Here is a 23,509-nt window from a genome sequence, read left to right on the forward strand (position 1 = left end):
GGCTTAGAACTGGCTGCCGAAGGTGAACTGGATGCGCTCTTCGTAGTGACGATCTTCCTTCTTGGAGCGGATCGGCGTGGCGAAGTTGATGATCAGCGGGCCGATCGGCGCCTGCCACTGCAGCGAGATACCGGTCGAGGCGCGCAGCTCCGAAGCCTTGAAGCTGCTGTAGTCCTTGTAGACGTTGCCGACGTCGACGAACCACGACACGCGGGCGGTGTTCACGTCCTTCAGGAACGGCAGCGGGATGAACACCTGCGCCGTGCCCAGCACCTTGAACGCGCCGCCGACCGGCTGGGCGTAGGTGTAGTAGCCACCGTTGCAACGGCCATCCTTGTCGGCCTGCAGCGGCTTGCCGCTGGCGTCGGTGCCTACGCAGAGCTTCGGGCCCAGCGTGTTGTCCTGGAAGCCGCGCACGTCGCGCACGCCGCCGGAGTAGTAGTTCTCCCAGAACGGGAAGTCGATCTTCTGGCCCTTCAGGTAGTCGCCGAAGCTGTTGTCGTACTCCTGGCCGTAGGTCTTGCCGTAGCCGACCTGGCCGTCCAGGTACAGCACGAAGCCGCCGCCGATCGGCCAGTAGTGGTTGGCCTCGCCGAAGATCTTGTAGTACTGCACGGTGGAGCCGGGCAGGGCGATGTCGGTGGACAGCGTCATCATGCCGCCGCGGGTCGGCGCCCAGTAGCCGTTGCGCGTGTCGTGCGTCCAGCCCAGCTGGCCGGTCCACGAGTGGATGGTCTTGTGGCCGATCGCGTTCTGGTAGTCGATCAGCTGCTGCGGCGACAGGCTCTGCGTGACGATCTGGCCGGTGGAATCGTAGACCTGGTAGTCCAGGTTGATCTTGTTGCTGCTCAGGCCGAGGCCCGCGCGCAGGCTGTCGAAGTCGGTGATCGGGATGTTGAGGAAGGCCGAGAACGACTTCTGGCTGCTGGTGAAGTTGACGAAGTCGCTGTTGGCGTCGCCGTAGTCGCTCTTGCTGTACGCGGCGTTGTAGCCGATGCCGATGCCGTTGTCGGTCAGGTACGGGTTGAAATAGGTGGCGCTGACGCTGGTGACGTAGTCGCTGCGCTGCGCGGACACCGAGAAGCTGTCGCCCGAGCCCAGGAAGTTGTTCTGCGACACCGAGGCGGACAGGATGATGCCGGAGTACTGCGAATAGCCCACGCCGAACATCAGGCTGCCGGCGGACTGTTCTTCCACCTTCACCGTCAGGTCGACCTGGTCCTCGGTGCCCGGCACCAGCTTCTTGTCGATGTCGACCTTCTTGAAGTAGCCCAGGTGCTGCAGGCGGATCTTCGAGCGGTCGATCGCCGGCTGCGAGTACCAGCTGCCTTCCAGCTGGCGCATTTCGCGGCGCATCACATCGTCTTCGGTGCGGGTGTTGCCGTTGAACACCACGCGGCGCACGTACACGCGCTTGCCGGGCTCGATGTAGAAGGTGAGGTCGACGGTGCGCTTGTCCTTGTCCAGCTTCGGCACCGGGGTGACCTTGGCGAAGGCGTAGCCGATGCTGGCCAGGATGCTCTTGATCGCATCGGAGCTGGCTTCGATCGCCTTGCGGTTGAAGGTCTGGTCCTTCTTCTGGAACACCAGCTGGCGCAGGGTTTCTTCCGGCAGCACCATGTCGCCGAGCAGGTGGATGTCGGAGACGGTGTAGATCTCGCCTTCCTTCACCGCGGCGGCGATGTACATCTCGCGCTTGTCGGGGGCGATGCTCACCTGAGTGGAATCCACGCCGAAGTCGGCGTAGCCGCGGTCCATGTAGTAGGACTGCAGTTTCTCCAGGTCGCCGGAGAGCTTCTCGCGCGAGTACTGGTCGTCCTTCGAATACCAGGACATCCAGTTGGTGGTGTCGGATTCGAAGTCCTTGCGGATTTCCTTGTCGGTGAACGCCTTGTTGCCGACGATGTTGATCTCTTTGATCTTGGCGACCTTGCCTTCGCGGATCTCGATGTCGATCGCCACGCGGTTGCGGTCGAGATTGGTGACGTGCGGCTCGACCGACACGTTGTACTTGCCGCGGTTGTAGTACTGGCGGATCAGTTCCTGCTGCACGCGGTCGAGCGAGAGGCGGTCGAAGGTTTCGCCTTCGGACAGGCCGATCTCCTTCAGGCCCTTGCGCAGGTCGTCTTCCTTGATGTCCTTGTTGCCGCGCAGGGTGAGCTTGGCGATGGACGGGCGCTCGGTGACCTTGATCACCATGATGTCGCCTTCGCGGTCGATCTCGACCTCGCTGAAGAACTTGGTCTGGTACAGGGCGCGGATGGCGCGCTGGGCGGCATCCGAGGTCAGGCGGTCGCCCTTGTTGACCGGCAGGTAGTTGAGCACCGTGCCCGCCGAGATGCGGCTTAGGCCATCGATGCGGATGTCGGAAACGACGAACGGCTCGAACGCAAGCGCGTTGGCGGTGAGTGAGGCAAGCAGGATCAGGGCGGCGATACGCTTCATCGTCGATTCCGTTGTTTATGCGGACGCAGCGGCCGCCTTGGCCGCTGCGCGTATGAATTGAGCCGGAAAAGTGCCCGGACTCGAAAAAAAGCGCGCGCCGTTCGCGAGCGCGGCGGAGGATGTTTCAACGCATGGCGCGCCGGCATGGGCGACAACCGATGTCGCCTTGCCGCGGGCCGGCCGTCCCCCGACGCTGGCGTTGGGCACGCGCGTCACAAGAACAGACTGCGATGGATGTCGTTGTAAAACGCCAGACCCATCAAGGTGAGCAGCAGGAACAGGCCGACGTACTGGCCGGCCATCATCGTGCGCTCACTCAGCGGACTGCCCTTGACCAACTCGATAAGGTAATACAGCAGGTGACCGCCGTCCAAGACGGGGATGGGCAGCAGGTTCAGTACGGCCAGGCTCAGCGAGACCAGGGCGAGGAAGCGCAGGAACCAGGCCGGGCCCATGCTGGCCGAGGCATTGGCCACCTGGGCGATGCCGATCACGCCGGAGAGGTTCTTGGTCGAGGCCTGGCCGCTGACCATCTTGCCGATCATGTTGAACAGCGAGACGGTGTTGTCCCAGGTCGCGCCCAGCGAGGCGCCGACCGCGGCCACCGGCCCGTAGCGGCGCACCACCTGTTCCGGCTGCGGCGGCGACACGCCGATCAGCCAGCGCGGCGGCTGGCCTTCCATCGATTCCATGCGTGCGGTGACCGTGAAGCTCAGCGGCTTGCCGCCGCGCTCCACCGCGATGGCCAGTGCCGGCGACTTGGTCGCCTCGGCCACCACCAGGCGCGAGAAGGCTTCGAAATCGGCCACCGGCTGGCCGTTGACGCTGACGATGCGGTCGCCGCCCTGCAGGCCGGCGGCGGCGGCCGGGAAGCCGGCGCGCACCACGGCGGCGACCGGCGCGGCGGGCGCGGTCTTGATGCCGAGCTTTTCCAGGTACTGGCCGATGTCCTGGCCGGCGGGCAGCTGGTTCAGCGGCAGGGTGACCACGCGCTCGGCGCCGTCGGTGCCGCGCAGGCGCAGCGGCAGCGGTTCGCGGCCGAGCAGGGCGTTGGCGATGGCGTCGTAGGCGTCGCTGAGGGTGTCGACCGGCTTGCCGTCGACGGCGAGCACGCGGTCGCCCGGGCGCACGCCGGCGTCGGCGGCCATGCTGTGCGGCACGGCGGTGACGTTCGGCGCGGCGTCGGGCATGCCGACCACGAACATGGCCCAGAACGCGGCCACGGTGAAAATCAGATTGAAGGCGGGACCGGCCGCGACGATGGCGATGCGCTGCCACACCGGCTTGTGGGTGAACTCGCGGCCCTGGTCGGCCGGATCGACCTCGCCCTCACGGGCGTCCAGCATCTTCACGTAGCCGCCCAGGGGAATGAGGGCGACCTGGTACTCGGTGCCGTCCTTGCCGATGCGCTTCCAGATGGCGCGGCCAAAGCCCACCGAGAAGCGCAGCACCTTGACGCCGCAGCGGCGCGCGACCCAGTAGTGGCCGAACTCATGAAAGGTCACCAGCACGCCCAGCGTGACCAGTAACCAGAAGATCGAGCCGAAAAAGGAATTCATCTGCAAGAGCTTATCAGCATGCGTTGCGGAGGATGCGGCGGGCGGCCTCGCGGGCTGCCCGGTCACGTTCAGTAAGGGACCGGACATCGACCACGGCTTGCGGCGGCAGTTCCATGAGCACGCTTTCAACGACGTCGGCGATCGACAGGAAGGGCAGCGCGCCGGCGAGGAAGGCCTCCACCGCCACCTCGTTCGCGGCATTCAGGACGGCGGTGGCGTCGCCGCCTGCGCGCAGCGCCTGGAAGGCCAGGGCCAGGCAGCGGAAGGTGGCCAGGTCCGGCGCCTCGAACTGCAGGCTGCCGTGGGCGGCCAGGTCCAGCGGCGGCACGCCCGAATCCACCCGCTCTGGCCAGGCCAGCGCATGGGCGATGGCCGTGCGCATGTCCGGATTGCCGAGCTGGGCCAGCACCGAGCCGTCGACGTAGTCGACCAGGGAATGCACCAGGCTCTGCGGGTGCACCAGCACCTCGATCGCGTCGGGCGCGGCCTGGAACAGGTGGTGGGCCTCGATCACTTCCAGGCCCTTGTTCATCAGGGTGGCCGAATCGACCGAGATCTTGCGCCCCATCGACCACTTCGGATGCCGGCAGGCCTCGTCGGGGGTGATGCCGGCCAGCTCCGCGCGGCTGCGCCCGCGGAACGGGCCGCCGGAGGCGGTCAGCACCAGCCGGCGCACGCCGCTGCGGGCCAGCTCGGGGCGGCCGCCGGGCAGGCACTGGAAGATGGCGTTGTGCTCGGAATCGACCGGGATCAGCTCGCCGCCACCTTCGCGCAGCGCGGCCAGCAGCAGCTCGCCGGCCATCACGATCGATTCCTTGTTGGCCAGCAGCAGGCGCTTGCCGCTGCGCGCGGCGGCCAGGGTGGAATCCAGGCCGGCGGCGCCGACGATGGCGGCCACCACGGTGTCGCACAGCGCGCCGGAGGCGGCGGCCGTGATCGCGTCGTGGCCGGCGGCCACCTCGCAGCGCACGCCGGCGGCGGCCAGGCGGCGGGCCAGTTCGCCTTCCAGCGCCGGGTCGCCGATCACGGCCAGATCCGGCCGGTGCTGCTCGCACAGCGCGGCGAGCGCTTCCACCTGGCGATGGGCAGCCAGCACGCTGGCGCGGAAACGCTGCGGATGGCGTGCGATCACGTCCAGCGTGCTGCCGCCGATGGAGCCGGTGGCTCCCAGTACCGCGATCTGGCGCAAACCGCTCATAGACCCAGCAGCAATTTGCCGGCGGCGAACACGGGCAGGGCGGCGAACACGCTGTCCATCCGGTCCAGCAGGCCGCCGTGACCGGGGAACAGGTTGCCGGAGTCCTTCACCGCGGCATGCCGCTTCATCAGGCTCTCCAGCAGGTCGCCGACGATCGAGGCGACCACGGTGACCATCGACAGCACGATCAGGCCGGCCAGGTTGGCGCCGCGCGCCTCCAGCAGCCAGCCGCCCACGCCCGCCACCAGGGCGCCGGCGACGAAGGCGCCGTACACGCCGGCCCAGGTCTTGCCGGGGCTGATGGTCGGGGCCAGCTTGCGCTTGCCGAACAGGCGGCCGCTGAAATAGGCGCCGATATCGGCGGCCCACACGATGGCCAGGGCCAGCACGGTCCACTCGTGCCCGTGCGGCTGGGAGCGGTGGATGCTCATCGCGGCCACCCAGGACGGCAGCAGCACCAGCGCGCCGGCGCCGAGCTTGAACAGCTGGTTCTCGCGGGTCGGCGCGGCGCCGAAGGCGAAGTGCCGCAGCCACACGCAGACCAGCGCCCACCACAGCACGCCGGCGGCGATCAGCACCGCCCACAGCGCGGTATCGCGCGCCCACCACAGCAGGGTGAACACCGCGGCGGCGACGGCCAGCAGGCCAATGCGCACGCCGGTATCTTTCAGGCCGGACAGGCGCGTCCATTCCCACAGCGCCAACAGGAAGGCCGCCGACACGAGCGGCGCGAACACATGGGTCGGCGGCCACAGGATCAGCAGGATCGCCAGCGGCGCGAGCAGCAGTGCGGTAAGAGTGCGCTGAAGCAGCATGCGATTCCCTGGGTTAGGCCTTGGCGACCTGTTCGCCGGTGCGCCCGTAGCGGCGCTCGCGGCGTGCATATTCCTCGATGGCCTGCCGCAGGCAAGCCTGGTCGAAGTCCGGCCACAAGGTGTCGGTGAAGTAGAGCTCCGCGTAGGCGGCCTGCCACAGCAGGAAATTGCTGATGCGCAGCTCGCCGCCGGTGCGGATGAACAGGTCCAGCGGCGGCAGGTCGGCCAGGCTCATCCAGTGGCCGAGCAGGTGCTCGTCGATCTCGTCGGCGCGGAATTCGCCGCGTGCCACCGCCTCGGCGGCCTTGCGCGCGGCCTGGACCACGTCCCAGCGGCCGCCGTAGTTGACCGCCACGTTGAGGTGCAGCTTGTCGTTGCCGGCGGTATGCGCGATCGCCTGGTTCATGCGCTGGCGCAGGCCCGGCTCGAACGCGCCCAGGTCGCCGACGAAGCGCATGCGCACGCCGTGCTGGTGCAGTTCGTCCACTTCCTTGTCCAGCGCGCGCACGAACAGTTCCATCAGCGCGCCGACCTCGTCCTGCGGACGCTGCCAGTTCTCGCTGGAGAAGGCGAACACGGTCAGCGCCTGCACGCCTTCGCGCAGGCAGCCCTCGACCACTTCGCGCAGCGCCTTGCGGCCGGCGTTGTGGCCGAAACTGCGCGGGCGGTGGCGCGCTTTCGCCCAGCGGCCGTTGCCGTCCATCACGATGGCGATGTGGCGCGGGATCCGCGGGGCGTCGGCGCCGGTCATGGAGTGGGAACGATGGCGCTTCAGAGCGCCATCAGTTCCTCTTCCTTGGCCTTGGCGATGGTGTCGACTTCCTTGACGAAGCGATCGGTGAGCTTCTGGATGTCGTCCTCGGCCCGGCGCTCGTCGTCTTCGGTGATCTTCTTGTCCTTGAGCAGGTCCTTGACCTGCTGCATCGCGTCACGGCGCACGTTGCGGATCGAGATCTTGGCGTCCTCGCCCTCGTGCGCCACGTGCTTGGCCAGCTCGCGGCGGCGCTCTTCGGTGAGCGGCGGCATGTTCAGGCGGATCACGGTGCCGGCGGTGGTCGGCGTGATGCCGACGTCCGAGGACAGCAGGGCCTTCTCGACCGCGGCGATGTGGCTCTTGTCGAACGGCGTGATGATGATCGAGCGGGCGTCGCCCAGCGAGATCGAAGCCACCTGATTGAGCGGCATCTCGGAGCCGTAGGCCGGCACCCGGATGTGTTCCACCAGCGCCGTGCTGGCGCGGCCGGTGCGCAGGCGGGTGAGGCTGTGCTTGAGCGAGTCGATGCTTTTGCCCATGCGGGTCTGGGCATCGGTCTTGATGTCGTTGAGCATGGGCATACCCCTTGAACGTGCAAGCCTGGAAGTATAGCAGCGGGGGAAGCCCGCACGGGGGCGGGCTTTTGGGGGTGGCGGGGCGCCCTGGGGCGGCCCCGCAAAGGCGTCAGCGGTCGGTGACGATGGTGCCGATCGATTCGCCGCGCATGATCCGCAGCAGGTTGCCCGGCACGGTCATGTCGTAGATGCGCAGCGGCATGCCGTGGTCGCGGCACAGCGCGATGGCGGCGGTGTCCATCACCGCCAGCTTGCGCTCGATCACCTGGTCGTAGGTGAGCCGGTCGTAGCGGGTGGCGCTGGGATCGCGCGCCGGGTCGGCGGTGTACACGCCGTCGACCTTGGTGGCCTTCAGCAGCAGGTCCGCGCCGATCTCCACCGCACGCAGCGCGGCGGCCGAGTCGGTGGTGAAGAACGGATTGCCGGTGCCGGCCGCGAACAGCGCGATGCGGCCCTTCTCGATATGGCGGATGGCGCGGCGGCGGATGAAGTCCTCGGCCACGTCGTGGATCTGGATGGCGCTCATCACGCGGGCGAAGCCGCCGCGGCGTTCGATCGCATCCTGCATGGCCAGCGCGTTCATCACGGTGGCGAGCATGCCCATGTGGTCGCCGGTGACGCGGTCCATGCCCGCGGCAGCGAGACCGGCGCCGCGGAAGATGTTGCCGCCGCCGATGACCACGCCGATCTGGATGCCGGCCTTCTGGATGTCGATGATTTCGTCGGCCAGGCGGCCGATCACTTTCGGGTCGATGCCGTAGTCGGCTTCGCCCATCAGCGCTTCACCGGAGAGTTTGAGCAGGATGCGGCGATATTTAAGCGGTTCGCTCATGGGGTCTCCGGATTGTGTGTGGCAAAACGCGCGCATTGTAGCGGCTGCGCCGCTTCCAGGTAAGCGCGAAGCGCTTTGTGCTGCGGGGTGCGACGATGTTTCGTTCATGCTTGCTTGTTTTCGCCGCATGGCGCGGACGTCCGGCCGTCCATGCGTTCCTGCTTCCGCGGCGGATCGCGGGCAATAAAAAAGCCGCGGTTTCCCGCGGCTTTTTCATCGAATGCGCAAGCAGGTCAGACCTGCATGGCCTTCTGCACTTCGGCGAGATAATCCTCCTGGATTTTCTCGATGCCTTCGCCCACGACCAGGCGCACCACCTTCACCACGTCCGCGCCTTCCTTCTTGAGGGCGTCGCCGACGGTGACGTTGGTGTCCAGCACGTAGGGCTGGCCGACCAGGGTCACGTCCGACACGATCTTGTTGATCTTGCCGGAGATGATCTTGTCGAGGATGTCGGCCGGCTTGTTCTTTTCCTTGTCCGACATGGCGGCGAGGGCGATGTCCTTCTCGCGCGCGATGAAGTCGGCGGGAACGTCCTCGGCCTTCACGTAGGGCGGGTTCATGGCGGCCACGTGCATGGCGATGCCCTTGGCCAGCTCTTCCGAGCCGCCCTTGAGCGCCACGATCACGCCGATCTTGCCGCCGTGCGAGTACACGCCGAGCGGGCCGTCGTTCTCCACGCGGGCAGCGCGGCGCACGTCGATCTTCTCGCCGATGGTCGCGGTCTTGGCCTTGGCGGCCTCTTCGATGCTGGCGAAGCCCTCGATCGCGGCGGCCTTGACGGCCTCGATCTCGGTCACGCCGGCCTTCAGCACGGCCTGCGCCACGGCATTGGTGAAGTCGACGAATTCGGCGTTCTTGGCGGCGAAGTCGGTCTCGCTGTTGACCTCGACCAGCACGGCCTTGCCGTTGTCGCTGGCGGTGGCCACGCGGCCTTCGGCGGCGATGCGGTCGGCCTTCTTGTCGGCCTTGGCCAGGCCGGTCTTGCGCAGGTGCTCGATGGCGGCTTCGATGTCACCGTTGGTCTCGGTGAGCGCCTTCTTGCAGTCCATCATGCCGGCGCCCGAGCGCTCGCGCAGTTCGCCGACCAGTTTTGCGGTAATGGCAGTCATCTGGGTTCCTCGAAAATCTTTGAAACGCCCCGGCCGGTCACGGCCGGGGCGGGGGATGGCTTACTCGCCGTCCGCTTCGCCTTCGTTCTGACGGCCGCCGCGGCCGCCACGGCCAGCACCGGCACCGCCGTCACGGCGCGGGGCGCCAGCGCCCTTCTTGGCCGGGCCGCGGTTGTTGTCGCGGCGCGGAGCGGCCTTGCGCTCTTCCTTGGCGACCGGGTTGCCTTCCTCGTCGAGCTCGACGAACTCGTTGGCGTCGCCCTGGGCGGCAGCCGGGGCGGCGGCACGGCCCTCGAGGATCGAGTCGGCGGCGGCGCGGGCGTACAGCTGGATCGCGCGGATGGCGTCGTCGTTGCCCGGGATGGCGTAGTCCACCAGCTCCGGGTTGTAGTTGGTGTCGACCACGGCGACCACCGGGATGCCGAGCTTCTTGGCTTCCTGCACGGCGATGTCTTCATGGCCGATGTCGACCACGAACAGCGCGTCGGGCAGGCGGTTCATGTCCTTGATGCCGCCCAGCGAGTTCTCCAGCTTGTCGCGCTCGCGGCGGCGGGCCAGCACTTCGTGCTTGACCAGGCGGTCGAAGCTGCCGTCGGTCTCGGCCGCTTCCAGCTCCTTCAGGCGCGCCACGGACTGCTTGACGGTGCGGAAGTTGGTCAGCATGCCGCCGAGCCAGCGGGCGGTGACGAAGGGCATGCCGGCGCGGCCGGCTTCCTCGGCCAGGGCCTCGCGGGCCGAGCGCTTGGTGCCGACGAACAGCACGGTGCCGCGCTTCTGCGCCACGCCCGACAGGAAGTTCATCGCGTCGGTGAACAGCGGGAGGGTCTTTTCAAGGTTGATGATGTGGATCTTGCCGCGGGCACCGAAGATGTACGGAGCCATCTTGGGGTTCCAGTAGCGGGTCTGGTGACCGAAATGCACGCCGGCTTCAAGCATCTGGCGCATGGTGACTTGTGCCATGGGAAAACTCCTTCATTGGGCCTTGTCATGTGGCCCGGGGGTTGGGACCTCCACGCATCCCCGGCTTCGACCGCGGTACCCCAAGGGCCCGCGGCACCCCGAAGGCGGTGCCGATGCGTGTGTGGCGTTGGTTTGTCCGATCAAGGACTTAGGCGATCATGCCGCAGCGCGGTTACAATCGTTTTTCGCTTTGCGGCCGGTCGGGAAGCGCCATGTGTGGCGGGTTCTCCGGGCAGCAAAACTCCGAAATTATAGCCGGCGCGCCGGCATAGCGGCAAGTCGCCGGCGGACCACCGGGCTTGTTCAGGCTCGGCCTGAACCCGTTGAACCCAAGGACTTGCGGCGCCATTTGAGTGGAACTATGGCCGTTACCCTGAAATCCCCCGCCGACATCCAGGCCATGCGCGACGCCGGCAAGCTGGCCGCCGAAGTGCTGGCCATGCTTAAAGAGCACGTCAAGCCGGGCGTCACCACCGAGGACCTGGACCGCCTCGCCTACGAGCACATCGTGAACGTGCAGAAGGCGATCCCGGCCAACGTCGGCTACAACGGCTTCCCCAAGACGCTGTGCACCTCGGTCAACCACGTGATCTGCCACGGCATCCCCAGCCCGTCCAAGCTGCTGAAGGACGGCGACATCATCAACCTGGACGTCACCGTCATCAAAGACGGCTGGCACGGCGACACCAGCCGCATGTACTTCGTCGGCACCCCGTCGGTGCTGGCCCGGCGCCTGGTGGAGACCACCCACGAGGCGATGATGCTGGGCATCCAGTCGGTGCGCCCCGGCGCCACCCTGGGCGACGTCGGCCACGCCATCCAGAAGCATGCCGAGGCAGCCGGCTTCTCGGTGGTGCGCGAGTACTGCGGCCACGGCATCGGCAAGGTCTACCACGACGAACCCCAGGTGCTGCACTACGGCAAGCCCGCCAGCGGGCTGGAGCTGAAGCAGGGCATGACCTTCACGGTCGAGCCGATGGTCAACGCCGGCAAGCCGCAGACCCGCCAGCTGCCGGACGGCTGGACGGTGGTCACCAAGGACCACTCGCTCTCGGCCCAGTGGGAGCACACGATCGCGGTGACCGAGGACGGCTTCGAGATCCTCACGCCCTGGCCGGACGCCTGAGCGAAGCGACGAGAAGAAGGGCGGCCTTGGCCGCCCTTCTTCATTTATACGGCCACTCTGGCTCATGGTGCAGCGCACAGTGAACCGGCAACGTGGCAGACTGCTCCGGTTCCCTGTTTCCCGGTCCCCGCGCCCATGACCGTTGTGCTGCCTCCGCTGCCCCGCCTGCCCACCGCGGTCCCGCGCTCGGGCGTGTCGACCGAGGCGCGGCGGGCCCTGCGGCAGCTGCTGGGCGACGTCGACCGCGCCATCGCCACCGCCTTCCGCGACGGCGCCGACGCCACCGCCTTGGCGCGCCGGCGCGGCGATTCGGTGTCGCGCATCGTGGCCCACGTGTGGACGGCCTGCCTGGGCGAAGTCGATGGCGCGGCGCTGTTCGCCGTCGGCGGTTTCGGGCGCGGCCTGCTGTTTCCGCATTCGGACGTGGATCTGCTGGTGCTGGCCGAGCGCGCCGAGCCGGCGCGGCTGCGCGCGCTGGAGCAATGCTTCGCCACGCTGTGGGATATCGGCCTGAAAGTGGGCCACGCCGTGCGCGACCCGGCGCAGTGCCGCGCGCTGGCCGCGCAGGACGCCAGTGTGTTCACCAGCCTGCTCGATGCGCGCCGGCTGGCCGGCGATCCGGCGCTGGAGCAATCGCTGCAGGCGATCGTCGACGATCCCGCGCTGTGGCCGCCGGCCGCCTACCTGGCCGTGCGCCTGTCGGAACGCGACAGCCGCCACGCGCGCTACAACGACACCGCCTACAACCTCGAACCGAACATCAAGGACGGCCCCGGCGGCCTGCGCACGCTCGATTCGCTGCGCTGGCTGGGCCGCCGCCTCGCGCATGCGGACGACTTCGACGGCATGGTGGAAGAGGGCCTGCTCGACCCGGCCGAACGCTCCACGCTGGAAGAAGCCGAAGCCACGCTGCGCCGCTACCGCTTCGCGCTGCACCTGGAGGCCGGCCGCGCCGAGGAGCGCCTGCTGTTCGACTACCAGCGCGCGCTGGCCGAGCAGCTCGGCTTCCGCGACGAGCACGAGAAAAACCTCGGCGTCGAACAGTTCATGCAGGGCTACTACCGCGCCGCCAGCCAGGTAGAGCGGCTGGGCGTGCAGATCGCCGAGCGCTTCGAGGAGATGCTCGAACCGCCGATCGAACCGCAGGCCGTGGGCGCGGATTTCCTGCGTTTCGGTTCGCGCCTGGCCGTGCGCGATCCGGATCTGTTCGTGCGCCGGCCCGCAGCCTTGGTCGAAGTGTTCATCTTGCGCCTGGGTGAGCCGGGCATCGTCGGCTTCACCGCCGACACCATGCGCCGCATCCACCAGGCCACCGCGTTCTTCGGCGCCTCGCTGGCCGACGACCCGCAGGTGCTCGATGCCTTCCTGCGCCTGCTGCGCAAGGGCGCGCCGGCGGTGGAAGCGCTATGGCGCATGAACCGGCACGGCCTGCTGGCAGCGGTGCTGCCGGCGTTCGGCAAGGTGTTCGGGCGCATGCAGTACGACCTGTTTCACGTCTACACCGTGGACGAACACACGCTGCGCGTGCTGCGCAACGTGGCGCGCTTCGCCGATCCGGCTGCGCGCGCCGACTTCCCGCTCGCCTGCGGCATCTGGCCCACGCTGGAAAAGCCCGAGCTGCTGCTGCTCGGCGCGCTGTTCCACGACATCGCCAAGGGGCGCGGCGGCGACCACTCGGTGCTGGGCGAAGAAGATGCGCGCGCCTTCGGTGCCCGCCTGGGTCTGCCGCACGAAGACATCGACCTGATCGCCTGGCTGGTGCGCTGGCATCTGCTGATGAGCGTCACCGCGCAGCGCCAGGACATCACCGACCCCGACGTGGTGCAGCGCTTCGCCGAAGCCGTCGGCGAGCGCGAACGCCTGGACCTGCTCTACCTGCTGACCATCGCCGACATTATCGGCACCAGTCCGCGCTTATGGAATGCGTGGAAAGACCGCCTGCTCGCCGACCTCTACACCGCCACCCGCTACGCGCTGGCCAGCGACGACGAGCTGCCGCGCGACGCTGCCGCGCGCGTGCGCGAATGCCGCGAGGCCGCGCTGGCGCTGCTGCTCACGGAAGGCTTCGCGCAGACCGCCTGCGAACGCGTATGGCTGGATTTCCCGGAGCAGAGCTTCCTGCGCCACCGGCCCGAACAGATCGCCTGGCAGACCGCGGCGATCCTCCGCTCCGCCGGCGCCACGCCGCTGATCGAAGTGCATCCGCTGTCGGTGCGCGGCACCACCGAGCTGTTCGTCTACACGCCCGACCGCGACGGCCTGTTCGCCTCGGTCACCGCCATGCTCGACCGCCTGCATTTCTCGGTGATGGAAGCGCGCATCCTCAACAGCCGCAACGGCATGGCGCTGGATACCTTCCTGCTGCTGGAATCGGACAGCCAGCAACCGGCCAGCGCGGACCGCGCCGAGGAGCTGCAGCAGCGCCTGCATCGCGCGCTGTCGCAACCGGCGCATGCGCACCAGCCGTCGCGGCGGAACATGTCGCGGCATCTGAAGCATTTCCAGGTGGCGCCGAAGATCGCCTTCAGCGCGGTCGGCGACCGCACCCGGCTGTCCCTGGTGTGCAGCGATCGGCCGGGCCTGCTCGCCGCGGTGTCGCAGGCCATGGCCGACGCCGAGGTGCGCGTGCACGACGCGCGCATCGCCACCTTCGGCGAACGCGTGGAGGATTTCTTCCTGATCACCGACCGCCGCAACGCGCCGCTGGGCGTGGTGCAGCAGGACCGCCTGCTGCACGCCCTGCTGGACCGGCTGGGCGCGGCCAAGCGCGCGGGCTAGGGCAAAGTCCGCAACGCGCGCGATGGACGGCCAAACGGCTCGCCCGCCGCGGCCAATCCCGCTAGCATGGCCGGGTTCTCACCAGCCCCCATCCAGCACGCCATGCAAAGCATCGAATCCCTGATCAACGACGCCTTCGAGCGCCGCAACGACCTCACCCAGTCGGACATCGAAACCTATCTGCGCCCCGCCGTGGAGCAGGTGATCGACCTGCTGGAATCCGGCGAACGCCGCGTCGCCGAGCCGGACGGCAACGGCGGCTGGACGGTCAACCAGTGGATCAAGAAAGCCGTGCTGCTGTATTTCCGCATCAACGGCAACCGCGTGGTCGACGGCGGCTCCGCGCTGGCCTTCGACAAGGTGCCGCTGCGCTTCGCCCACGGCAACGACGCCGAACTGCAGGGCCTGGGCGCGCGCGTGGTGCCCGGCGCACTGGTGCGCCGCGGCGCGCACGTGGCCAAGGACGCCGTGCTGATGCCCAGCTACGTCAACATCGGCGCCTATGTCGGCGCCGGCAGCATGGTCGATACCTGGGCCACGGTCGGTTCCTGCGCGCAGATCGGCGCGCACGTGCATCTGTCCGGCGGCGTCGGCATCGGCGGCGTGCTGGAGCCGCTGCAGGCGAACCCCACCATCATCGAAGACAACTGCTTTATCGGCGCGCGTTCGGAAGTGGTGGAAGGCGTGGTGGTGGAGAAGGGCAGCGTGATCGGCATGGGCGTGTTCCTGGGCCAGTCCACCCGCATCTACAACCGCGCCACCGGCGAGATCAGCTACGGCCGCGTGCCGGCCGGCAGCGTGGTGGTGGCCGGCAGCCTGCCGGCCAAGGACGGCTCGCACAGCCTGTACGCCGCCATCATCGTCAAGCAGGTGGACGAGAAGACGCGCAGCAAGACCGGCATCAACGAACTGCTGCGCAGCGCCGACTGATGGCCGCCACGGCCGGGGTGAGTGTCGCCGCGGCGCGCAAGCGCGGCTACGTGCTCGCCCTGGCCGGCATCGTGCTGGCGGTGCTTGCGTTCGCGCTGCCGCCGGTGGCGCAGCCGCAGGCTTATCACGGCTTCGCCGACGCGCGCGGTTGGCTGGGCGTGCCGAACTTCGGCGATGTGATGTCCAATCTCGCGTTCCTGCTGGTCGGCGTGCTGGGGCTGTCCGCCATGCGCGAGCCGCGCGTGCAGGCGATGGGCAAGATCGATGTGCACGCCTACGGCATGACCTTCGCCGGCCTCGCACTCACCGCCTTCGGCTCCGCCTACTACCACTGGGCGCCTTCGGACGCGCGGCTGGTATGGGACCGCCTGCCGATGACCCTGGTATTCATGCCGCTGTTCGCCGCCACGCTGGCCGAACGCCTGCGCTGGCGCTCCGATTTGCCGCTGCTGGGCCTGTCCCTGCTCGGCGTGGGCTGCGTCGTTTACTGGAGCATCACCGGCAATCTGTTGCCGTATTTCGTGGCCGAGGGCGGTTCGATCCTGCTGCTCCTGCTGGCGGTGGCCTTGCTGCCCACGCCGTGGAGCGGGCGCGCGCAGTTGTTCGCGGTGCTGGGCACCTATCTGGTGGCCTTTGCCTGCGAGCAGGGCGACAAGCAGGTGTTCCAGGCGACCGGCGGCACGGTCAGCGGGCACACCATCAAGCACCTCGTCGCCGCCCTGGCTTTCTACGTGCTGCTGCGCATGCTGCGGCGGCAACAACCCATCGACGGATAGCAACGCATGAGCAACCCCACGCTGTACGGCCTGCCCAACTGCGACACCTGCAAGAAGGCGCGCAACTGGCTCAACCGCTTCGACGTCGAGCACACGTTCGTCGACTACCGCGCCAACCCGGTGCCGGCCGACACGCTGAAGGACTGGGCGCACCAGCTCGGCGGCTGGGAGAAGCTGGTGAACAAGGCCGGCACCACCTGGCGCAATCTGCTGCCGCAGCGCAAGAACCCCGGCAGCGATCCGGAGTGGACCCTGCTGCTGAAGGAATATCCGGCCCTGGTGCGCCGCCCGGTGGTGGTGCAGGCGGATGGTTCGGTGAGCGTCGGCTTCACCGACAACGGCTTCAAGAAGCTGTTCGTGCGCTGAGATGCCGGCGCGCTACGCCAAGCTGCTGCTGGTCTGCGGGCTCGCCCTGCTGGTGAGCCTGGTGGCGTTCGGCAACCTCACCGACTACGGCAGCAACTTCGCCTTCGTGCATCACGTGCTGGCGATGGACACGATCTTCCCCGACGCCACCATCCGCTACCGCGCCATCACCGCGCCGTGGCTGCAGCACGCGGCTTATGCGCTGATCATCGCCACCCAGCTCGCCACGGCCGCGCTGCTGTGGGCCGGTGCGTGGCGCATGTGGCTGCGCCGTCGCGCACCGGCTGCGCTGTTCGTGCGCGCGAAGGGCTTGGCGACGGCGGGGCTGAGCCTTGGCGTGCTGCTGTGGCTGGTCGGCTTCATGGCGATCGGCGGCGAGTGGTTCGGCATGTGGATGTCCTCGCAGTGGAACGGCATCGAGACGTCCTTTCGCCTGGTGGCGTTGCTGCTGGGCGCGCTCATCTACCTGGGCCAGAACGAGGCGGAACCGGAATGAGCGATCGCAGCGCACGCCGCTATCTCGCCAACCTGCGCATCGAGCGCGACAACGCCGCGCTGTACGAGCGCCTGGCCGACCTGGCCAGCGACGAACGCAAGCAGCGCGCGTATCGCCGCATCGCGCTGGCCGAAACCGCCAACGCGGCATTCTGGGAAGCGCAGCTGCATGCCATGCACGTCGAGGTGCCGAAGCACGAAGCCGGCATCCGCGTGCGCGTGCTGTCGTGGTTCGCGCGCCGCTTCGGCACCGAGTTCGTGATGCCCACCGTGGTGCGGCTGGAACATGCCGACCATGTCGAGCCCTCGGTGGACCGCAAGGAGCTGCGCAATCATTTCGCCGAAAGCGCGCCGCTGCGCAGCGCCAGGCGCGACAGTCGCGGCCAGAGCGGCAATACGCTGCGCGCCGCCGTGCTGGGTGCGAATGACGGGCTGGTGTCCAACGTCAGCCTGGTGATGGGCATGGCCGGCGCCTCCGGCAACGACAAGGCCGTGCTCACCGCGGGCATCGCCGGCCTGGTCGCCGGGGCCTGTTCGATGGCGCTGGGCGAATGGCTGTCGGTGAACAGCTCGCGCGAGTTCTATCAGGCGCAGATCGCCGTGCGCGCCGAGCGTCTTGCGGTGGCGCCGGAAGACGGCGCGCGCAGCATTGCCGGCATCTATCGCGACAAGGGGCTGGAGCCGCAAGTCGCCGAGACCGTCGCCGAGCGCCTGTCGGAAACGCCGCGCGCCGCGCTGGATACGCTGGTGCGCGAAGACCTGGGCATCGATCCCGAAGATCTCGGCGGCTCGGCCCATGCCGCCGCGATTTCCTCGTTCTGCATGTTCGCTCTCGGCGCCGCGTTTCCGGTCGCGCCGTATCTGTTCCTCGGCGGCCACGCCGCGATGCTGGCTAGTGCCGGCGCCACGGCTTTCGCGCTGGCCCTGATCGGCATCGGCACCTCGCTGTTCACCGGCCGCGGCGTGGTGTTCTCGATCGTGCGCCAGCTTGGAATTACTGCCGCGGCAGCTTCGATCACCTATGCCGTTGGACACGTGATCGGCGGCGTGCTGATCGGCTAGTTTCCTCTCCACGGCGAGGCCGATCCTCGCCGCATCCACTGGGAATCCGCATGTCCGCCGTCTTCGACCTCACCGCCGAACTGATCCGCCGCCGCTCGGTGACGCCGGACGACGCCGGCTGCCAGGCCTTGCTGGCCGAGCGCCTGGCGCGCGTGGGTTTCAAGGTCGAACACCTGCGCTACGGCGAGGTGGACAACCTCTGGGCCACGCACGGCGAAGGCGGCCCGCTGCTGGTGTTCCTCGGCCATACCGACGTGGTGCCGACCGGGCCGGCGGAAAGCTGGCAGAGCGATCCATTCGAACCGGCGGTGCGCGACGGTTATCTGTACGGCCGCGGCGCGGCCGACATGAAAGGCTCGGTGGCGGCGATGGCGGTGGCGCTGGAAGCCTTCGTCACGGCGCATCCGGATCATCGCGGCCGCGTCGGTTTCCTGATGACCAGCGACGAGGAAGGCCCGACCAATCTCGACGGCGTGCGCAAGGTGGCCGCGCATTTCCGCGCCAGCGGCGAGCGCATCGACTGGTGCGTGGTGGGCGAGCCTTCGTCGAAGGAGCGCCTGGGCGACCTGATCCGCGTCGGCCGGCGCGGTTCGCTGTCGGCGACGCTGACGGTGCGCGGCATTCAAGGCCACGTGGCGTATCCGGAAAAGGCGAAGAACCCGATCCATGCCTTCGCGCCCGCACTCACCGAACTGGCGGCGGAACGCTGGGATGCCGGCAATGCGGATTTCCCGCCGACCTCGTTCCAGGTGTCCAATCTCAACGCCGGCACCGGCGCGAGCAATGTCATTCCCGGTTCGCTGGCGGCGCTGATCAATTTCCGCTACAGCACCGCCAGCCGCGCGGACGAACTGCGCGCGCGCGTCGAGCGCATTCTCGACAAGCATGGCCTCGACTACGCGCTGGAGTGGAACCTCTCCGGCGAACCCTTCCTCAGCCCCGCCGGCGGCGCGCTGCGCGACGCGGTGGTGTCGGTATGCCGCGAGCTGTGCGGCACGGAACCGGAACAGAGCACCGGCGGCGGCACCTCGGACGGGCGCTTTATCGCGCCGCTGGGTGCCGAAGTGGTGGAGCTGGGGCCGGTCAACGCGACCATCCACAAAGTGGACGAATGCGTCGCCGTGGCCGACCTGGAAAAACTGCCTTCGCTGTATCAGGCCATCTGCGAGCGTCTGCTGGGCTGAGTCCCGGTCGTAGGTGGCAGCTAGGTTTTCCCCGCATGAAGCAAGCACCAAGGAGAAGGATATGCGCAAGCTGTTGCTCGTCACGGCCATTGCGGCCGCCGGTCTGTCCGCCAGCATGGCCTGGGCCGATACCGCCCCCGCCACCAGCGCTCCGCTGATCGAACGCGCCAAGCTGTTCGGCAATCCCAGCCGCGTCGCCGGCAAGCTCAGCCCGGACGGCAAGTGGCTGGCCTGGATCGCGCCGCGCGACGGCGTGCTCAATGTGTGGGTGGCGCCCGCGGGCGAGCCGGACAAGGCCAAGGCGCTGACCGCCGAGAAGCAACGGCCGATCCGCCAGTATTTCTGGGCGCCGGATTCGTCCTCGGTGCTGTACGTCAACGACCACGGCGGCGACGAGAACTTCCTGCTCTACAAGGTGGACGTGCAGGGCGGCGAGCCGCAGTCGCTGACGCCGTTCCAGAAGACCCGCGTACGCGTGGTCGGCACCAGCGTGCATATCAAGGACCGCATCCTGATCGGCGTGAACAACCGCGACTCACGCTGGCATGACATCTACAGCCTGGATCTGAAGAGCGGCAAGCTCACCGAGGTGTACGAGAACAAGGGCGAATACGCGGGCTTCGTCGCCGACGATCAGCTCGTACTGCGCGTCGCCGAGAAATCCCGCCCCGACGGCGGCACCGACTACTACCGCATGGCCGACGGCAAGGTCGACGCCAAGCCGTTCAGCAGCGTTGGCCTGGACGATTCGCTCACCACCCAGCCGGCCGGCTTCACCGCGGACGGCAAGACGCTGTACTGGCTCGATTCGCGCGGCCGCGACACTGCGGCCTTGCTGGCCGAAGACGTCGCGACGGGCAAGACGAGCGTGGTGGCGCAGAACGCCAAGGCCGATATCGACGACACGCTCAGCGACCCGGCCACCGGCAAGGTGCAGGCGTATTCGTCGCAGTACCTCAAGCCGGAATGGACGGCGCTGGATCCGGCGGTGAAGGGCGACCTGGATTTCCTTAAAAACCAGCTCAAGGGCAAGTTCGATATCACCTCGCGCACCGATGCCGACGATTTCTGGACGGTGGTGGTCGACCCGGTGGTCAAGCCCGGCACCACGTATCTGTACGACCGCAAGGCGAAGAAGCTCACCGCGCTGTTCGTCAGCCGGCCGGAGCTGGCGGATGCGACGCTGGCGCCGATGTATCCGCAGGAGATCCGCACGCGCGACGGGCTGACCGAAGTGTCGTATCTGACCTTGCCCGCGGGCAGCGACAAGGCGCATCCGGGCCGCCCCGACAAACCGCTGCCGATGGTGCTGTTCGTGCACGGCGGACCATGGGCGCGCGACACCTACGGCTACAGCAGCTACCACCAGTGGCTGGCCAACCGCGGCTATGCGGTGCTGTCGGTGAACTACCGCGGCTCGACCGGCTTCGGCAAGAAGTACATCTCCGCCGGCGACCTGCAGTGGGGCCGCAAGATGCACGACGACCTGATCGACGCCGTGCAGTGGGCAGTGAAGAACCACATCACCAGCGCCGACAAGGTCGCCATCATGGGCGGCTCCTACGGCGGCTACGCCACCCTGGCCGGCCTCGCCTTCACGCCGGATACCTTCGCCTGCGGCGTGGACATCGTCGGCCCGTCCAATCTCGCCACGTTGCTGAAGACCATCCCGCCGTACTGGGAAGCCGGCAAGGCGCAGTTCTACAAGCGCATGGGCGACCCCACCACCGAGGCGGGCCGCCAGCTGCTGCAGGAGCGCTCGCCGCTGTTCAAGGCCGAAGCGATCAAGCGCCCGCTGCTGATCGGACAGGGCGCCAACGACCCGCGCGTGAACCAGGCGGAGTCGGACCAGATCGTCAAGGCGATGCAGGCCAAGAACATCCCGGTGACCTATGTGCTGTTCCCCGACGAAGGCCATGGCTTCGCGCGCCCGGAGAACAGCATCGCCTTCAACGCGGTGGCCGAGCAGTTCCTGGGCAAGTGCCTGAGCGGACGGGTCGAGCCGATCGGCGGCGCCTTGAAGGCGTCCAGCGCCAAGGTGCCGAGCGGGAAGGAGTTCGTGCCGGGCTTGCCGGAGGCGGTGGGGGCGGGCGACTGAGCGGTCCGTCCTGCCAGGGATGAAAAGAGCCGCCCTCGGGCGGCTTTTTTCTGGGTGCAGTGGGCTCGATCCAGCTGGCGTTTTCATTGCGTATATATATAGATATTTACAATTGGCCCAATTTTGTTATAATCTATATGTATGCCAAAGCTCGCCCGCGCCCTCCAGCAGCTCCCTCCGGCAACCTCGGCCGCCATTGAAAAACTCGGCGCCGACCTCGCCGTGGCGCGCCTGCGCCGCAAGGAATCCCTGAAGACCTGGGCCAACCGCATGGGCGTTTCCGTGCCCACCCTGCAGCGGCTCGAAGCGGGCGACCCCTCGGTCGGCATCGGCATCGTCGCCACCGCGCTGTGGCTGATTCAGCGCGACGGCGAACTCGGGAAACTCGCCGCACCCGAGCACGACCAGGGCGCGATCGAGATGGATGTCCGCAAGGCCGAGGCGCTGGGGCGCACGCGCGCCCTGGCATCGGCCGAGGCGCGCGCCTACAAGCGCCAGGCAAAGAGCTGAGATGCGCCTGGACGATCTCTACCTCTGGTACCTGGCCGATCCGGCGCATCCACGCCCGGTCGGTGCCTTGAAGCTGGTCTCCGCCGGCAAGGGTGTTTCGCTGCGCTACGGCGAGGCATGGCTGTCCACCGGCTTCGCCTTGAGCGAGGACCTGCCCCTGGTCGACGTGGAGCAACTGCCGCCCGGCCGGATGGCCGCCGATGCACAGCGCGCGGTCGGTGCGGTCGACGACGCGCGGCCGGACCGGTGGGGCGAGAAGGTGATCCGCTTCGTCGACAAACCCACGCGCCTGTCGCTGATGGAATACCTGTATTACGCCGGCGACGAGCGCTTCGGCGCGCTGGGCGTATCGACCTCGCCGGACACCTACAGTCCGCGCGAGGGAAGCCCGCTGCCCCGGCTGGGACAGGCGCAGCAGCTCGGCGAGGTGGTGGCGAAGATCGAAGCCTCCGAACCGATCAGCACCCTGGAAGCGCGCATCGTGCGCGCCGGCGGCAGCCTCGGCGGCGCCAAGCCCAAGGCGCTGATCGAGATCGACGGCGAGCCGTGGGTGATCAAGTTCTTCAACGGGGAGCCCGTCGACACGCCGCTGATCGAGCACGCGGCTATGACGCTCGCCGCGCGCGCGGGCATCGCCGTGGCCGCGACGCGGGTCATTGCGCTGGACGGCCAGCACGCGATCGCCGTGCGCCGCTTCGACCGCACGGCGGGCGGTCGCATCCACAGCATCTCGGCCGGTACGGCCATCCGCGCGGCCACTGCGTCAGGCAGCGAACCGGAGATGGGTTATCCGGAGCTGGCGCGGATACTGCGGCGCGTCGGCATTGTCGAGCAGGACACCAACCGCAACGACGCGCGCGAACTGTTCCGCCGCATGGTGTTCAACATCCTGATCGACAACACCGACGACCACGAGAAGAACCACTCGCTGCTGGTGGTGAATCCGTCCGATAACGGCCGCCTGAAGCTGGCGCCGGCCTACGACGTGCTGCCGACGAACTCGGGGCAGGGCTATCAGGAATTCATCTGCGGCGTGGATGGCCGGGATTCGACACTGGCCAATGCGATGTCGCAATGCGAGGCGTTCGGCCTGTCGCCGGCGGAAGCTGCCGCCGAAACGGTTGCGGTGATCGATGTCGTTGAGCAGTGGCGCGAGCACTTCGCGCAAGCCGGCGTGAGCGAACGCGACATCGACGACCTGGCCCGGCGCATCGACGGCGAATCGCTGCGCAGCCAGCGCAGCGAATTCGATCCCTCCGGCTACCGGTCCGCTCCCGGCAAGAGCAAGCGGACCAGTCCGTTCCAGCGCAGCTGACGTTACTTGCCCGGCTTCGCCGGCGCGGCAGGCGCTGCGGCCGGAGCGGGTGCGGCCGGCTGCTGCTGCACCGGGCGCACGATGTAGCCGACTGGCACCCAGTTCGTGCCGGCCTGGCTCAGCGAGACGGTTTCCACCGCGGGGGCGGTGGCGTGGCGGGCCACGAACACCACGTTGAGGTATTCGCCGGGCGGCAGGCCCTGCGGGTTCTCGACGCGGCCGAGCTGCACCCAGTCGCGGCTCTGGGTGGCGCCGAGCTGCTTCTTCACGCCGTCGAGGTATTTGGCCCAGTCGGCCGAACTCACGCTCTTCTGCATCATCGGGCCGCTGCTCTTCCACATCGCGTCGGCCTGGCCGGCATCGGCCTGGGCCGCCCAGCGCGTGGCGGTGGCGATGGCGCTGTCCAGCGAGGGCAGCTGCTGGGCCTGGGCGTAGCCGCTGGCGAGCAGGGCGGCCAGGGTGCCGGCGATAAGGAAACGGGGGTGATGGTTTGCCATGGGTCTCTCCTTGGAAAGGGGCTGCGGAAACGGCGCCGCGGACGGCGCGACAGGTTTTCTTCCCATCATCGGGCCGCGCCGCCGCAAAGCTCCCCGCGGCGCGGTCTTGCCTGCACAGAATC

Annotated in this window: 21 protein-coding genes; 11 read left to right on the plus strand and 10 right to left on the minus strand. The window is 68.0% G+C overall.

The genetic code is table 11. The annotated features are described in order from the left end of the window. Positions 1-3 precede the first annotated feature (3 nt). The 9 genes from bamA to rpsB form a co-directional block, all read right to left on the minus strand. Positions 4-2,445 (minus strand): outer membrane protein assembly factor BamA, encoded by a 2,442-nt coding sequence (bamA, locus tag KK141_RS21765; protein WP_214573096.1) that lies wholly within the window; start codon positions 2,443-2,445, stop codon positions 4-6. Between the two features lie 212 nt (positions 2,446-2,657). Then, complete coding sequence (gene rseP, locus KK141_RS21770) at positions 2,658-4,004, minus strand: RIP metalloprotease RseP (protein WP_214573097.1); 1,347 nt, start codon at positions 4,002-4,004, stop codon at positions 2,658-2,660. A 13-nt stretch (positions 4,005-4,017) separates the two neighbouring features. Beyond that, complete coding sequence (locus tag KK141_RS21775) at positions 4,018-5,202, minus strand: 1-deoxy-D-xylulose-5-phosphate reductoisomerase (RefSeq protein ID WP_214573098.1); 1,185 nt, start codon at positions 5,200-5,202, stop codon at positions 4,018-4,020. Beyond that, a complete protein-coding gene (locus KK141_RS21780; RefSeq protein ID WP_214573099.1) occupies positions 5,199-6,017 on the minus strand; it encodes a phosphatidate cytidylyltransferase in 819 nt (272 codons plus the stop codon). Before KK141_RS21780 ends, KK141_RS21775 begins: the two co-directional genes overlap by 4 nt. A gap of 13 nt (positions 6,018-6,030) precedes the next feature. Further along, entirely contained in the window at positions 6,031-6,768 is a 738-nt protein-coding gene (gene uppS, locus KK141_RS21785; RefSeq protein WP_214573100.1) for a polyprenyl diphosphate synthase, read from the minus strand. 20 nt (positions 6,769-6,788) lie between these two features. After that, a complete protein-coding gene (frr, locus tag KK141_RS21790; protein WP_214573101.1) occupies positions 6,789-7,346 on the minus strand; it encodes a ribosome recycling factor in 558 nt (185 codons plus the stop codon). 109 nt (positions 7,347-7,455) lie between these two features. Further along, entirely contained in the window at positions 7,456-8,178 is a 723-nt protein-coding gene (gene pyrH, locus KK141_RS21795; RefSeq protein ID WP_214573102.1) for a UMP kinase, read from the minus strand. A gap of 233 nt (positions 8,179-8,411) precedes the next feature. Beyond that, positions 8,412-9,290: a translation elongation factor Ts gene (gene tsf / locus KK141_RS21800; RefSeq protein WP_214573103.1), complete on the minus strand. Its 879-nt coding sequence runs from the start codon at positions 9,288-9,290 to the stop codon at positions 8,412-8,414. 60 nt (positions 9,291-9,350) lie between these two features. Then, positions 9,351-10,250: a 30S ribosomal protein S2 gene (rpsB, locus tag KK141_RS21805; RefSeq protein WP_214573104.1), complete on the minus strand. Its 900-nt coding sequence runs from the start codon at positions 10,248-10,250 to the stop codon at positions 9,351-9,353. A 361-nt stretch (positions 10,251-10,611) separates the two neighbouring features. Here rpsB and map point away from each other — a divergent pair, with 361 nt between their 5' ends. The 11 genes from map (at position 10,612) to KK141_RS21860 (ending at position 22,890) form a co-directional block, all read left to right on the plus strand. Continuing rightward, entirely contained in the window at positions 10,612-11,376 is a 765-nt protein-coding gene (gene map / locus KK141_RS21810; RefSeq protein WP_214573105.1) for a type I methionyl aminopeptidase, read from the plus strand. A gap of 135 nt (positions 11,377-11,511) precedes the next feature. Next, complete coding sequence (gene glnD, locus KK141_RS21815; protein ID WP_214573106.1) at positions 11,512-14,154, plus strand: [protein-PII] uridylyltransferase; 2,643 nt, start codon at positions 11,512-11,514, stop codon at positions 14,152-14,154. Positions 14,155-14,256: 102 nt separating this feature from the next. Further along, entirely contained in the window at positions 14,257-15,084 is an 828-nt protein-coding gene (gene dapD / locus KK141_RS21820) for a 2,3,4,5-tetrahydropyridine-2,6-dicarboxylate N-succinyltransferase (protein ID WP_214573107.1), read from the plus strand. Continuing rightward, complete coding sequence (locus tag KK141_RS21825) at positions 15,084-15,860, plus strand: ceramidase (protein WP_214573108.1); 777 nt, start codon at positions 15,084-15,086, stop codon at positions 15,858-15,860. The genes dapD and KK141_RS21825 overlap by 1 nt, the downstream gene beginning before the upstream one ends. Positions 15,861-15,866: 6 nt before the next feature. Beyond that, positions 15,867-16,226, plus strand: coding sequence for a Spx/MgsR family RNA polymerase-binding regulatory protein (locus KK141_RS21830; RefSeq protein ID WP_214573109.1), 360 nt, complete (start codon positions 15,867-15,869; stop codon positions 16,224-16,226). Between the two features lies 1 nt (position 16,227). Next, the gene (locus KK141_RS21835) at positions 16,228-16,722 is read left to right on the plus strand and encodes a DUF2165 domain-containing protein (RefSeq protein ID WP_214573110.1); all 495 of its coding nucleotides are present in this window, start codon (positions 16,228-16,230) and stop codon (positions 16,720-16,722) included. Next, entirely contained in the window at positions 16,719-17,783 is a 1,065-nt protein-coding gene (locus tag KK141_RS21840; protein ID WP_214573111.1) for a VIT1/CCC1 transporter family protein, read from the plus strand. The genes KK141_RS21835 and KK141_RS21840 overlap by 4 nt, the downstream gene beginning before the upstream one ends. Before the next feature lie 50 nt (positions 17,784-17,833). Next, the gene (dapE, locus tag KK141_RS21845; RefSeq protein ID WP_214573112.1) at positions 17,834-18,967 is read left to right on the plus strand and encodes a succinyl-diaminopimelate desuccinylase; all 1,134 of its coding nucleotides are present in this window, start codon (positions 17,834-17,836) and stop codon (positions 18,965-18,967) included. A gap of 61 nt (positions 18,968-19,028) precedes the next feature. After that, positions 19,029-21,065: a S9 family peptidase gene (locus tag KK141_RS21850; RefSeq protein ID WP_214573113.1), complete on the plus strand. Its 2,037-nt coding sequence runs from the start codon at positions 19,029-19,031 to the stop codon at positions 21,063-21,065. A 141-nt stretch (positions 21,066-21,206) separates the two neighbouring features. Beyond that, positions 21,207-21,575, plus strand: coding sequence for an XRE family transcriptional regulator (locus tag KK141_RS21855; RefSeq protein ID WP_167257813.1), 369 nt, complete (start codon positions 21,207-21,209; stop codon positions 21,573-21,575). A gap of 1 nt (position 21,576) precedes the next feature. Next, on the plus strand, positions 21,577-22,890 hold the full coding sequence (locus KK141_RS21860) for a HipA domain-containing protein (protein ID WP_214573114.1): 1,314 nt from the start codon (positions 21,577-21,579) through the stop codon (positions 22,888-22,890). A gap of 2 nt (positions 22,891-22,892) precedes the next feature. Here KK141_RS21860 and KK141_RS21865 read toward each other — a convergent pair whose 3' ends face one another. Continuing rightward, the gene (locus tag KK141_RS21865; protein ID WP_214573115.1) at positions 22,893-23,387 is read right to left on the minus strand and encodes a DUF4019 domain-containing protein; all 495 of its coding nucleotides are present in this window, start codon (positions 23,385-23,387) and stop codon (positions 22,893-22,895) included. Positions 23,388-23,509 lie beyond the last annotated feature (122 nt).

Source organism: Dyella sp. LX-66, assembly GCF_018599165.1.
GTDB lineage: Bacteria > Pseudomonadota > Gammaproteobacteria > Xanthomonadales > Rhodanobacteraceae > Dyella_D > Dyella_D marensis.